General features: G+C 57.0%; 9 protein-coding genes. 7 read left to right on the top strand and 2 right to left on the bottom strand.

From position 1 onward, the window contains the following. Nucleotides 1-75 precede the first annotated feature (75 nt). Together smc and hmeg3_RS09870 are read right to left on the bottom strand one after the other, a co-directional pair. A complete protein-coding gene (gene smc, locus hmeg3_RS09875; protein ID WP_094566239.1) occupies nucleotides 76-3,603 on the bottom strand; it encodes a chromosome segregation protein SMC in 3,528 nt (1,175 codons plus the stop codon). A 246-nt stretch (nucleotides 3,604-3,849) separates the two neighbouring features. Beyond that, entirely contained in the window at nucleotides 3,850-5,619 is a 1,770-nt protein-coding gene (locus hmeg3_RS09870) for a methyl-accepting chemotaxis protein (RefSeq protein WP_094563570.1), read from the bottom strand. Nucleotides 5,620-6,189: 570 nt separating this feature from the next. Here hmeg3_RS09870 and dapC point away from each other — a divergent pair. The 7 genes from dapC (at nucleotide 6,190) to hmeg3_RS09835 (ending at nucleotide 14,075) form a co-directional block, all read left to right on the top strand. Beyond that, nucleotides 6,190-7,398, top strand: a complete 1,209-nt coding sequence (dapC, locus tag hmeg3_RS09865; protein WP_094566238.1) for a succinyldiaminopimelate transaminase — start codon at nucleotides 6,190-6,192, stop codon at nucleotides 7,396-7,398. Nucleotides 7,399-7,508: 110 nt separating this feature from the next. Beyond that, complete coding sequence (gene dapD / locus hmeg3_RS09860; protein WP_007875794.1) at nucleotides 7,509-8,345, top strand: 2,3,4,5-tetrahydropyridine-2,6-dicarboxylate N-succinyltransferase; 837 nt, start codon at nucleotides 7,509-7,511, stop codon at nucleotides 8,343-8,345. A 126-nt stretch (nucleotides 8,346-8,471) separates the two neighbouring features. Beyond that, the gene (locus hmeg3_RS09855) at nucleotides 8,472-8,834 is read left to right on the top strand and encodes an ArsC family reductase (RefSeq protein ID WP_094563569.1); all 363 of its coding nucleotides are present in this window, start codon (nucleotides 8,472-8,474) and stop codon (nucleotides 8,832-8,834) included. A gap of 15 nt (nucleotides 8,835-8,849) precedes the next feature. Then, nucleotides 8,850-9,977, top strand: coding sequence for a succinyl-diaminopimelate desuccinylase (gene dapE, locus hmeg3_RS09850; RefSeq protein WP_094566237.1), 1,128 nt, complete (start codon nucleotides 8,850-8,852; stop codon nucleotides 9,975-9,977). Between the two features lie 74 nt (nucleotides 9,978-10,051). Beyond that, complete coding sequence (gene prmB / locus hmeg3_RS09845; protein WP_094563568.1) at nucleotides 10,052-10,945, top strand: 50S ribosomal protein L3 N(5)-glutamine methyltransferase; 894 nt, start codon at nucleotides 10,052-10,054, stop codon at nucleotides 10,943-10,945. Between the two features lie 83 nt (nucleotides 10,946-11,028). Continuing rightward, nucleotides 11,029-13,038, top strand: a complete 2,010-nt coding sequence (locus hmeg3_RS09840; RefSeq protein WP_094563567.1) for an ATP-binding cassette domain-containing protein — start codon at nucleotides 11,029-11,031, stop codon at nucleotides 13,036-13,038. Between the two features lie 230 nt (nucleotides 13,039-13,268). Continuing rightward, entirely contained in the window at nucleotides 13,269-14,075 is an 807-nt protein-coding gene (locus hmeg3_RS09835) for a cystine ABC transporter substrate-binding protein (protein ID WP_094563566.1), read from the top strand. Nucleotides 14,076-14,094 lie beyond the last annotated feature (19 nt).

Genomic DNA, 14,094 nt, shown 5'->3' with positions numbered 1-14,094 from the left:
TCAAGCTGCACAAGCCTTGCAAAATATCGGCGCAAGTCAAAAAAACGCAAGCTTGCGCCGTATTTCAGCTCCACCTCAGGCGGCTTGCACCTCGGACGTGAAGTTCGCCGCCGCTTCCATGTCCACAGCGACGATACGCGACACCCCTTGCTCTTGCATGGTGACGCCGATCAGCTGGTTCGCCATTTCCATCGCGATCTTGTTATGCGAGATGAACAGGAACTGCGTATTCGACGACATGCGCTTGACCATATTGCAGAAACGCTCGGTGTTGGCGTCGTCCAGCGGCGCATCCACTTCGTCCAGCAAGCAGAACGGCGCCGGATTGAGCTGGAACATCGAGAACACCAGTGCCGTCGCGGTCAACGCCTTTTCACCGCCGGACAACAGGTGAATCGTGGCGTTCTTCTTGCCTGGCGGCTGCGCCATGACTTGCACACCGGAGTCCAGAATTTCGTCGCCGGTCATGATCAGTTTGGCCTGACCGCCACCGAACAGAATCGGGAACAGTTCTGCAAAGTGGCCATTGACCTTGTCGAAGGTGTCTTGCAGCAAGCCGCGGGTTTCGATATCGATCTTGTGGATCGCATCTTGCAGCGTGGTGATCGCTTCGTTCAGGTCGGCGTGCTGGGCATCGAGGAAGTTCTTGCGTTCGGACGCGGTCGCCAGTTCATCCAGCGCGGCCAGATTGACTGCGCCCAATGCCGCGATCGCATTGGTCAGACGTGTCACTTCACCTTGCAGATAAGACGGACGCATGTCGTCGGTCAACTTCTCCGACAGTGCAGCTTCATCGGCCTGGGTGCTGGCCAGCGCTTCTGTGAATTGCTCCTGATTCAGGCGTGCAGCCTGTTCCTTCAATTGCAGCTCGGTAATACGATCGCGCTGCGGCTGCAGGCTGCGTTCGTTTTGCAGGCGCGCCTCTTCGTGCTGACGCAGCTTTTGCGACAACTGATCGAGTTCGTGGCGTGCATCAGCCAACGCGCGCTCCTGGTCGGTCCGTTTATCCAGCAAGGATTGCAATCCAGCTTGCGCGGCCTGATCGTCCAGGCTTTCCAGTTCCAGACTGCCTTGTTGCATGCTGGCAAACAACTGCGCGGCCTGCTCCAGCGCGGTGGCGATGTTGCGCTTGAGTTCGTCGATCTTGTTGCGTTGTGATTTTTCGGAAAACTCGGCCTCCTGAGCAGCACGTTCCAGCTCGCGCAGACGTTGGCGGGCATCGTTGAGTTGCTGTTCTTTGCCGAGATAGTCGGTCTGGCCGTTTTCGTGCGATTCCTGCAGCTCGGCCAGTTCAATGTCGAGCTGCTCAAACTTCGCTTCCGATTCGATCTTGATTTGCTGCTGTTCGGTTTCCTGTGTTTCGATTTCCGCCAGATCAGCAACGATCTGCGTGCTGCGCTGATTGAATCGCTCCTGCACTTCAGACAGCTTCATCACTTCAATTTGCAAGCTATGAGCCGCCTGCGTCAGACCGGCAACACGCTGACGCAGTTCTTGCAGACGCTGCGCAGCGCTGGTCATGGCCGCATCGGCACGCACCGCACGCGACTTGGCTTCTTCTGCCAGCATGTATTGCGCACGCTGCTGCTTGGTGATGTTTTCGATTTCCTGCTGGCGTGCCAGCATGCCGTCCTGCTCCGAATCAGAAGCATAGAACCGAACGCTTGACTGGCTCACGACATGGCCTTGCTTGGTCACGAACAAGGCGCCGTTCGGCAGCTTGCTGCGATCAACGAAGGCGCTGGCTGTGTCGTCAGCGATAAAGATGTTGTGCAGCCAGTCCTGCATCAGCGTACGCAGGCCCGGATCATTAAGTTGCAGCAAGTTGATGAAAGGCTTGAGGCCATTCGGTGCCGGTTCGGAAGGCAGACCTGCCGGATTCGGCGCAAACAAGGCAAGCTTGGCTGGCGGCGCATCGTTGAAGAAGGCCTTGGCCCAATCCAGATTCGAGACTTCCAGCGCCGACATGCGTTCACGCAACACCGATTCCAGCGCAGTTTCCCAGCCGGCGTCGATGTGCAGCTTCTGCCACAGGCGCGGCAAATTGGCGAGCTCATGCTTTTCCAGCCAGGGCTGAACCTTGCCTTGCGTCTGCACGCTTTCCTGCAACTGCTTCAGCGCAGAAAGACGCGCTTCCAGTTGTGCCAGCTCGGTCGTTTCCTTGCTGACCAGTTCTTGCGCGGTACGGCGTTCTTCTTCCTGCTTCGGCAACTGCTCTTGCGCCTCTTCGAGATACATCGACGCTTCTTCGAGCGAGCCTTGCTTCTCTTCAAGTTGCAGCTTCAGATTGGACAGATGCGCATCGTCAGGCATGTTCAGGCCACTCTTTTCCTGCACCAGGCGTTCACGACGGACAGCCAGGCCGGACAGGATGTTGGAGGCATTGCGCTGATGCGCTGATTCCAGCTCGATCTGCTGCTGAATCTGCATGATCTTGCTGCGCGACTCAGTTGTTTTCAGTTGTGCTTCGCGCCAGGCTTGCTCCAACGTCGGCACTTTGTCGGTAGCGTCCTGCACAGCCTGCTGCGCCTGCTCGACACGCATGCCCTGCTCTTCAAGCTGAATCTCGGCCTCGGCCAGATCATCCTGATGCTGCGTGCCCTGACGCTGCCATTGATCGCGTTGCGCGGTCAGCGAATTCAGTTGCGATTGCAGACGGCTGCGCGACTCGATGACGAACTTGATTTGCGCTTCGAGGCTGCCGATTTCCGAGTTGGTCTGGTAGAGATGGCCTTGTGCGGTATGCAAACGGTCACCCGCGCCGTAATGGGCCTGACGCATGTGTTCAAGCTCAGTTTCCACATGACGCAGTTTGGCGGTTTGCTCTTCGAGATCAATCTGCGCGCGCTCGATTTCACGGAAGTATTTTTCCTGCTCGGCCTTGGCCTCATTCTTGCGCAGCAACCACAGCAGTTTTTGCTTCTCTTCCTGATCGGCAGTGAGTTCGTTGAACTTCTTCGCGACAGCGGCCTGCGCTTCCAGCTTTTCCAGATTGCTGTTGAGTTCGCGGAGGATGTCTTCGAGGCGCGTCAGATTTTCACGCGTGTCGTGCAGACGGTTTTCTGTCTCGCGACGGCGTTCTTTGTACTTCGACACGCCTGCGGCTTCTTCCAGGAAGATACGCAGCTCTTCAGGACGCGCTTCGATAATGCGCGAAATCATGCCCTGACCGATGATCGCGTACGCCCGCGGGCCAAGACCGGTACCAAGGAAAATGTCCTGAATGTCGCGGCGACGCACCGCCTGGTTATTGATGTAATACGAAGAAGTGCCGTCGCGCGTGAGCGTGCGCTTGACGGCGATCTCGGCGTATTGGCCCCATTGACCTGCGGCCTTGCCCATGGCGTTGTCGAAAATCAGCTCGACGGAGGCGCGTCCGGCCGGCTTGCGGTTGGTGGAGCCGTTGAAGATGACGTCTTGCATCGATTCGCCGCGCAATTCGGATGCTTTGGATTCACCCAGCACCCAGCGCACCGCATCGATAATATTGGACTTGCCGCAGCCGTTAGGGCCTACCACACCTACCAACTGCCCCGGCACCTGGAAATTCATCGGATCGACGAAAGACTTGAATCCTGACAATTTAATGGAATTTAAGCGCACGTTGTCTACAGTTTCACAGAGTTTGACGGAAGCAGGCAAATTCGCCCACAATAGCCCGGTATCATAACATTCCGAGAGGGAAAACCGCTGAAATCAAGGCTAAGAACGCATCCCGGATCAACGCAAACATCCCCCGGCGGCCCTCGCCTTCACAATAAATGAAAAACGGCTCGCCAAATCGCTCAGGCAAGCCGCTTTCTTACTTACGTCAGTCACAAAAATCCGCATTCAGACAATGCAGGCTCCTTAGAATGTTTCCCAATCACCATCGTCGCCAGCCGGCGACTTCGGCACGGCAGATTTCGCACTCGCCGACGGCAATGCCTTGGCCAGAGCCGGCTTGCGCGTGGCTGATGCCGAAGATGCCACCGATGCCGCAGGCTTGCGCACGGCAGTGCCTGCAGTCGCTGCCTTGACGACAGGCTTCGCCGGACGACTTGTGAATGCGGGCGCAGTTACCGCAGCAACCTCACCCGCCTGGAAGAAGGCGACGGCTTCTTTCAGGCGACGAGCCTGCTCTTCCAACGAACCTGCCGCTGCTGCTGCCTGCTCAACCAGCGCCGCATTTTGCTGCGTGGTCTGATCCATTTGCGTGATCGCCTGGTTGACCTGACCAATGCCGCTGCTTTGCTCTTCGGTCGCGGAGGAAATCTCCCCCATGATATCGGTCACGCGTTGCACGGCATCCACGACTTCGCCCATGGTCTGCCCTGCACGCTGCACCAGATCCGAACCGCTGTCGACGCGTGTGACCGAGTCCTCAATCAAATCCTTGATCTCTTTTGCTGCCTGGGCGCTGCGTTGCGCAAGGCTACGCACTTCGCTGGCGACCACAGCGAAACCGCGGCCTTGCTCACCGGCGCGGGCTGCTTCGACCGCCGCATTCAGCGCCAGAATATTGGTCTGAAACGCAATGCCATCGATCACGCCAATAATGTCGGAAATCTTGCGCGAGCTTTCCGTGATGCCTTGCATGGTATCCACCACCTGACCGACCACATCACCACCACGACGAGCGATATCGGAGGCCGTCTTCGCCAGTTGCCCCGCCTGACGTGCATTGTCGGCATTCTGCTTCACGGTTGACGTCAATTCCTCCATGCTGGAGGCGGTTTCTTCCAGAGAAGCGGCTTGCTGTTCGGTCCGCGAGGACAGATCAAGATTGCCGGCGGCAATTTCCTTGGCGCCGGTATCGATGGACTCGGTGCCGGTACGAATGCCGCTGATCACCGACGACAGGCGCTCACGCATGACGCTCATTTCGTACAGCAAACTGCGTTTATCGCCGGAGCGTGTTTTGATCGCCATGGTCAGATCGCCGGATGCGATAGCTGACGCCACCTCCACCGCGTACGCCGGCTCGCCGCCAAGGCTGCGAGTGATATTGCGAATGATCGCCAGCATCATCGCCGACACCACTACCCCGACGACGATCAGGATCGCGGCCAGCTTCATGAGGTTTTGGTAGAAATCACTTTCCACGTCATTGAGGAATACCCCCGATACCAGCAACCAATCCCATGGCTCGTAGTAAATCAGATAGCTGACTTTTTGCGTACGATTGGTGTCGTCGGCACCCGGCAGACGGCCCATATAATTGACGAAACCACGTTGCTGCGCCTTGCCGACCTTTACCATCTCAACATAATAGAGTTTGCCGTCGCTGTCCTTGCGGTCAGAGACATTCTTGCCAACCACGCTCTTGTTGGTGGGGTGCATCAGCACTACCGGCTTGGAGTCGAACACGAAAATGTAGTTATCGTTGTCATAGCGCATCGCCGCAATGCGTGCCAAGGCGTTTTTCTTGGCATCCTCCACTGTCGTTTTACCGGCTGCGACTTCCGCTGCGTAGCTCTTCAGAATGCCTTCCGCCGTTTCAACCACGCGCTTCAAACCGGCTTCGCGTTCGTTGATCATGTTCTGGCGCGTATTGAGCGCGGACCATGCGGCCAGCACCAGCAAGCCTACCCACATTACGACCAGCGCCAACAATAGCTTTGATCTTACTGTTTTCATACTGACAACTCCGTTGAATCCCGATAGGGAGATTTATTGTTCGACTATGCACAGTAACTCACTTTCCGGATAGCACATCAGCGGAACAGCGCGGCTTCCCCCACGCGATTGTTCGATTTGCGCAGCGCAACAAAACTGCACTTTTGAAGTCAGTCGCCAAGCGTTCCAGAACCAAGCTATCTGGTTTGCAACGCTGAACAAAGGTGACAGGAGATCCATTCAGGCTGCCATCGGCTCCAAAGGAAATGGGGCCAGAGACATTTTTTCATGACATATTGACAATACTTTCACAACAACTCCGGGATTGAAAAAACTGGCCTTCCTCAACGCCTCAAATCGACACGCCAGCAGCCTCGTGCCTATCTGCAGCGGTCATAACTCCCAGGCCCAGACATTGCCTCACGTCAAGCCGCACTCATATCTCTTGATTTTTTGCCATGCGTTGATGATGTGCATTTTGCAGCGCCTTGCCAAAACATGCGTTCATCCACAGAGAGGCCGCCCGATACCGCATCATCCCTGCAACAATCAGTATAATGTCGGGCTATCACTTCCTTGCTACGCGCCTCCGTGAATCCATTACTCGATAAGCTGCAACCCTACCCGTTCGAAAAACTGAAGAACCTGTTTTCCGACGTCACACCCAATCCGGACTATCGTCATATCAGCCTTGGTATCGGCGAACCGAAACATCCGACTCCAGCCTTCATCAAGCAGGCGCTGACTGACAATTTATCCGGTCTGGCGTCCTATCCAAGCACCATCGGTTCGGAAGCATTGCGCGCCGCCATTGCCGGCTGGCTGGAACGCCGCTACGGCTTGCCGAAAATCGATCCTGCCACACAGGTGTTGCCCGTCAACGGTTCGCGTGAAGCCCTGTTCTCGCTGACGCAAACAGTCGTCGACCCATCGCAAAAAGACGCGTTGGTCATGTGCCCGAATCCCTTCTATCAGATCTATGAAGGCTCGGCCTACCTGTCGGGAGCACAACCGTATTTCGTCAATTCGGATCCAGCGCGCAACTTTGCGCCCGATTTCAGCCAGGTGCCCGACGATGTCTGGCCGCGCGTCAAGTTGCTGTTCCTGTGCTCGCCGGGCAACCCGACGGGCGCCGTGCTGTCGCTGGAAGACTGGAAAAAACTGTTCGAACTGTCCGACCGCTATGGTTTTGTGATTGCGTCGGATGAATGCTATTCGGAAATCTATTTCAAGGATGAGGCTCCCTTGGGCGGCCTGGAAGCCGCGCACAAGCTCGGCCGTGGCTACGACCGCCTGATTGCCTTCTCCAGCCTGTCGAAGCGATCGAACGTGCCAGGCATGCGCTCCGGCTTTGTTGCCGGCGACGCAGCGATTCTGAAAAAATTCTTGCTCTATCGCACCTATCACGGCGGCGCCATGAGCCCGTCGATTCAGAATGCCTCGATTGCCGCCTGGAACGATGAAACCCACGTGCAGGAAAACCGCGCCAAGTACATCAAGAAATTCAGCCAGGTCACGCCGCTGCTGCAGGAAGTACTGGATGTATCTCTGCCTGACGCCAGTTTTTACCTGTGGGCCAAGGTCGACAAACTGGCCTCGATAAGCGATACGGAATATGCCAAGCGTCTCTATGCCGAATATAATGTGACGGTATTGCCAGGAAGTTATCTGGCGCGCGAGGCCAACGGCGTGAACCCAGGCCAGCAGCGCATCCGCATGGCGCTGGTCGCCGAAGTGGAAGAATGTCTGGAAGCGGCGCAACGCATCGTCGCTTTCACACGCAAACTGGCAGCAGCATAACTCTGTCAAATCTGCCTGCCACGCGAAGTCCGGCTTCTATTCGATTGAACACCTCAACGGTGAAGAGCCTGACTTCAGTTTTTATTCATTTTCAACCTAGATAAAACAAGATGACCCAATCCATCCAGCAAATCATCGATCAAGCGTGGGAAGACCGCGCCAGCCTGTCGCCGAAGACTGCACCTGCCGACATCCGTAACGCCGTGGCGGAAGTTATCGCCGGCCTGAATGAAGGCACCCTGCGCGTGGCAGATCGCCAAAGCGTCGGCCAATGGCAAGTCAACCAATGGGTCAAAAAAGCCATCCTGCTGTCGTTCCGCCTGGAAGACAACGTGCCTGTCGGTTCCGGCATCCCGGGCTATCCGCAGTTCTACGACAAGGTTCCGACCAAGTTTGCCAACTACACCGCTGAAGATTTCGCCAAGGGCGGCTTCCGCGTGGTGCCGCCGGCAGTTGCCCGTCACGGTTCCTTCATCGGCAAGAACGTTGTGCTGATGCCTTCTTACGTCAACATCGGCGCTTACGTCGATGAAGGCGCGATGGTCGACACATGGGCTACCGTCGGTTCCGCAGCGCAAATCGGCAAGAACGTCCACCTGTCCGGCGGCGTCGGCATCGGCGGCGTTCTGGAGCCAGTGCAAGCAGGCCCGGTCATCATCGAAGACAACTGCTTCATCGGTGCGCGTTCGGAAGTCGTTGAAGGCGTGATCATCGAAGAAAACTCGGTTCTGTCGATGGGCGTGTATATCGGTCAATCGACCAAGATTTACGACCGCGAAACCGGCGAAGTGCATTACGGCCGCGTGCCTGCCGGCTCCGTCGTGGTGCCGGGCAATCTGCCGTCGAAAGACGGCAAGTACAGCCTGTACGCTGCGATCATCGTCAAGAAGGTTGACGCGCAAACCCGTTCGAAGACATCGATCAACGAACTGCTGCGCGGCGCTTAAGCAGTGCCATGAATTGCCGGCACAGGCCGGCAATTTTCTTTGCAGCGCGTTTGCAGCAAGCTAAGAAATACGGCCGGCATGGCATGACGCCGGCCTTCACTTTTTGTAAGACAGGATGTTGATTTTATGAGCACGCAAGTCACTCTCTACGGCATTCCCAATTGCGACACGGTCAAGAAGGCGCGCACCTGGCTCGACGCCAATGGCGTCGCGTACACCTTCCATGATTTCAAGAAAGCGGGACTCGACGCCAGCCTGGTGAAAACCTGGCTCAAAGACATCCCGTGGGACACACTGGTCAATCGCAAAGGCACGACCTGGCGCGGCCTGTCCGACGAGCGCAAGGCCAGCATTACTGACAATGCCAGCGCCACGGCGCTGATTGTCGAGCTGCCGTCCATCGTCAAACGTCCGGTACTGCACACCAGCGGTCAGCCTACGCATGTCGGCTTTACTGCTGACCTTTATCAACAGATTTTCAAGAACTGATTGCACGAATTCATCATGAGCAAAACCCTTGCCCTGACCCAGGAACTGATCGCCCTCTCTTCCGTCACTCCGGAAGACAAAGGCTGCCAGGCACGCCTGGCTGAACTGCTGGCGCCGCTTGGCTTTGTCTGCGAAACCATCCAGTCCGGCGACGTTACCAACCTGTGGGCGCGCAAGGGTACGGCGCAACCGCTGCTGGCGTTTGCAGGACACACCGACGTGGTGCCAACCGGCCCTGTCGATAAATGGCAATCGCCGCCGTTCGTGCCGACGCAACGCGATGGCAAACTGTTCGGCCGCGGCGCATCCGACATGAAGACCTCGATTGCGGCGATGGTTGTCGCGGTCGAAGAATTCGTCGCTGCGCATCCGGATCACAAAGGTTCGATCGGTTTCCTGATCACCAGCGATGAAGAAGGTCCGGCCACCGATGGCACCGTGATCGTCTGCGACAAGCTCAAAGCACGCGGCGAGCAACTCGACTACTGCATCGTCGGCGAACCGACTTCAGCCAAGCAACTCGGCGACATGATCAAGAACGGCCGCCGCGGCACCATGTCCGGCAAGCTCACAGTCAAAGGTATTCAGGGTCATATCGCTTATCCGCAACTGGCAAAGAATCCTATCCACCTCGCTGCACCTGCACTGGCTGATCTGGTCGCCGAAAAGTGGGACGAAGGCAATGAGTACTACCTGCCGACCTCGTGGCAGATGTCGAACATCCACGGGGGCACCGGCGCGTCGAACGTGATTCCGGGCGAAGTGGTGATCGACTTCAACTTCCGCTTCTCAACGGCCAGCACTGTGGAAGGTCTGCAGCAACGCGTGCACGCCATCCTCGACAAGCATGGCTTTGACTATGACCTGAAGTGGACAGTTGGTGGCCGCCCCTTCCTGACGCCGCGCGGCAACCTGAGCGATGCGCTGTCATCGGCGATCAAGGCGGAAACCGGCCTTGATACCGAACTGTCGACCACCGGCGGCACTTCCGACGGCCGTTTTATCGCGCAGATTTGCCCGCAAGTGATTGAATTCGGCCCCCCCAACGACAGCATCCACAAGATCGACGAATACATCGAAGTACGCTACATCGATCCGCTGAAAAACATTTATCGCCGCACCATGGAAAACCTGCTGCTGTAGCAAGTACTTTGCCGCTGCAGCTGCAAACCAAACCGAGCAGGACCTAATCCATGTACAGACCGAGAATATCGATCATGACGCCAAACAATTTCGCTACCGTGCGCGACATCCTGCGCTACGCCATCACGAGCTTCAATACTGAAAAACTGTTCTTCGGCCACGGCACCAACAATGCCTTCGACGAAGCCGCCTACCTGATCCTGCACACGCTCAAGCTACCGCTGGATCAACTGGAACCATTCCTCGATGCGCGCCTGCTGCAAGGCGAGATTGATAATCTGCTGCGCGTCATCATGCGCCGCACGGAAGACCGTGTTCCGGCCGCCTACATCACCAATGAAGCGTGGCTGGGCGGCTATCGTTTCTTTGTGGATGAACGCGTCATCGTGCCTCGCTCTTTCATCGCGGAACTGATTCCCGAACACTTCTCGCCATGGGTGCAAGACCCGGCGCAAGTCGCCAACATTCTGGACGTCTGCACCGGCTCCGGTTGCTTGCCGATTCTGCTGGCGGACGCCTTCCCGCAGGCGCAGGTCGATGCCGTCGACATCTCGGCGGAAGCCCTGCAAGTGGCGCGTCGCAACGTCGACGACTACGAACTGGGCGATCGCATCAACCTGGTCGAATCGGATCTGTACACCAAGCTTCCTGCACGCAAGTACGACCTGATTATCAGCAATCCCCCGTACGTCAATTCAGACTCGATGAGCAAGCTGCCGAAGGAATACCTGCAAGAGCCGCAAATCGCGCTGGCCGGCGGCAAGGACGGCATGGACCTGGTGCGCAAGATCGTCAAGGGTGCGGCACAACGCCTGACGCCGAATGGCGTGCTGATCGTCGAGATAGGCAATGAACGCGCCTATGCGGAAGCCGCTTTCCCGGAACTGGAACTGACATGGGTCACAACCAGCGCCGGCGACGATATGGTGTTCCTGTTGACCGCAGACCAATTGCAGCACCTGGCGTAATTGCAAGCGTCGTTTTTCTCTTTTTCTGTTTCGCGGCTGTTCCGCTTTAACCTGATTTTTTCTTCTTTGATTGCAGTTCCACGATGATTCGTTTTCAGCAAGTTTCCCTGGCCCGCGGCGTCAAGCCGCTGCTGGAGAATGTCGACCTCACGCTCAACCCGGGCGACAAGATCGGCCTCATCGGCGCCAATGGCGCCGGCAAATCCAGCCTGTTCGCCATGCTGCGCGGCGAACTGCACGCCGATCAGGGCAACATCGACTATCCAACGAAATGGCGCGTGGCCTACGTTGCTCAGGAAACCCCTGCGCTCGATCGCCCTGCCGTTGAATACGCCATTGACGGCGACGTTACCTTGCGCCGCCTGGAAGCACAGTTGGCGGCCGCGGAAGCTGAACCCGAAAGCGCTGAAAACGGCACTCACATCGCCGAGTTGTATGGCGCGCTGGCAGATGCCGACGTCTATACCGTACGCTCGCGCGCCGAACAGTTGCTGATCGGCCTGGGCTTTACGCTGGAACAAATGGAGCGCCCGGTGGCGAGCTTCTCCGGAGGCTGGCGCATGCGCCTGAATCTGGCACAGGCGCTGATGTGCCCGTCCGACTTGCTGCTGCTCGATGAACCGACCAATCACCTGGATCTGGACGCCATCATCTGGCTGGAAGACTGGCTCAAGCGTTATGCCGGTACGCTGATCATCATTTCCCATGATCGCGACTTCCTCGACGGCGTGGTCAATGTGATCGTGCATATCGACGACCGCAAGCTCAAGCGCTATTCCGGCAATTACTCTGCATTTGAACGTCAACGCGCAGCCCAGCTCGAACTCGCGGCCGGCATGATCGAAAAGCAGATGCGCCAGCGTGCACACTTGCATTCCTTCATTGACCGCTTCAAGGCCAAGGCCAGCAAGGCCAGACAGGCGCAGAGCCGCATGAAGGCACTGGCGAAGATGGAAGAGCTGGCGCCGTTGCGCGCGGCGGCTGAGTTTTCATTCGAATTCCGCGAACCGCTGTCGGCGCCGAATCCGCTGCTGGTCATGGAAAAAGTCAACGCCGGTTATCGCATTGAAGATCCTGACACTTATGCCATCAGCGAAAAGATCATCGTCGGCGGTATTGATTTTTCGTTGCAGACCGGACAGCGTATCGGCCTGCTCGGCGTCAATGGCGCCGGTAAATCGACGCTGATCAAAACCATCGCCAACGAGCTTGATCCAATCGCCGGCACCGCGCAGTTCGGCAAAGGCCTGGTGATCGGCTACTTTGCCCAGCACCAGGTTGAAATGCTGCGTCACGACGAGTCGCCGCTATGGCATCTGGCCCGTATCGCGCCGGACGTGCGTGAGCAAGAACTGCGCAACTTCCTCGGCAGCTTCAACTTCAACGGCACCATGGCATCGTCCAGCATCGCCCCTTTCTCCGGCGGTGAAAAAGCCCGTCTGGCGCTGGCACTGATTGTCTGGCAACGCCCTAACCTGTTGCTGCTCGATGAACCAACCAATCACCTGGATCTGGAAACCCGCGAAGCACTAACCATGGCATTGGCGCAGTTCGAAGGCACGCTGGTACTGGTATCCCATGATCGCCATCTGCTACGCGCCACCACGGATCAATTCCTGATCGTTGCAGACGGCAAGTTGCAGCCGTTCGACGGCGACCTCGACGACTACCGCGACTGGTTGTTCAAGACCAAACTGGCCGCTAAGAACAGTGCAGCGGAGGCGGCGCAAGCTGCGGCCGCCAAGCCGAAAGCCGAACTTAAAGTCGAACAAAAAGCACCTGAACCGGTTGCAGCGCCTGTCGGCGATCGACGCGAACAAAAGCGTCTCGACGCCGAAGAACGTCAGCGTCTGGCCGGCTTGAAAAAACCGATCGAGTCGCGCATCAAGCGCCTGGAAGAACAGATCGCCAAATGCAATGAAAAGAAGGCCGCCATCGACGCCCGCCTGGCCGCGCCGGATATCTACGACGCCGCCAACAAGGAAGAACTGAAGAAATTGATCGCCGACCAGGCCTATTGCACCAAGGAATTGGGGCAACTTGAAGAGGATTGGCTGAGCCAGCAGGAAGCGTTGGAACAACTAGTCGCGTAATAAGAGGGCTGCCTGTGCGCCTATAGGCTGTTGAAAAACCAAGCTGACCAGGCCTAGCGACGCAGACAGTACTTTAGTACGGCAAAGAGCTGCAACGACGTCAGGTTGTCTTTTCAGCAGCCTATATAAACTTCTTACGTAGATGTCTTTGGTCTTAGCTTGCAAAACGATTAAGCTGCTCGCATATCGGATTTCCACCGATTAATATATTTATCGTCAAAGGAACAGACATGACATCCAAAACACTTCGTAAACTGTCTCCGTTGCTGGCCGGCCTGCTGCTGGTAGGCGCCACCGTCGGCGCACATGCTGCCGACCTGCTGGATACCGTCAAGGCGCGCGGCACACTGAAAGTCGCCCTGGAAGGCAACTATCCTCCGTTCAACTTCAAGGATCCGAAGACCAGCGAACTGACCGGTTTTGAAGTCGACGTCGCCAAGCTGCTCGCCGCCAAGCTGGGCTTGAAGCCTGAGTTCACCACGACTGAGTGGAGCGGCATTCTGGCGGGTCTGGGCGCCGGCAAATACGACGTCATCATCAATCAGGTCGGTATCACCGACGAGCGTCAAAAGGCGTTCGACTTCTCCGATCCGTACACCCTGTCCAGCGCGCAGTTGATCGTGCGCAAGGATGAAAAGCGCCAGTTCAACAGTCTGGAAGATCTGAAGGGCAAGAAACTGGGCCTGGGCCAAGGCACCAACTTTGAACAAAAAGCCAAGAGCGTTCCCGGTATCGACGTCAAAACCTATCCAGGTTCGCCTGAATACCTGGCCGATCTGGCGAGCGGTCGCATCGACGCAGCGCTGAATGACAGCCTGCTGGTCGGCTACCTGCTGAAGTCGGCAAATCTGCCGCTCAAGGGCGGTTCGCCAATCGGCACGGTCGACAAGATCGGCATTCCTTTCCAAAAGGGCAATCCGCAATTCAAGGCGGCTCTGAACAAGGCGCTGGCCGACATTCAAAAGGACGGCAGCTTCAAGCAGGCGTCGATCAAGTGGTTTGGCATTGACGTGAGCAAGCCGCCAGCCGCACAATAAGTCACTAAGCTCTCTTGAA

The sequence above is a fragment of the Herbaspirillum sp. meg3 genome (genome assembly GCF_002257565.1).
Lineage (GTDB): Bacteria > Pseudomonadota > Gammaproteobacteria > Burkholderiales > Burkholderiaceae_D > Herbaspirillum.
This window is presented reverse-complemented; position numbering and strand designations above follow the sequence as displayed.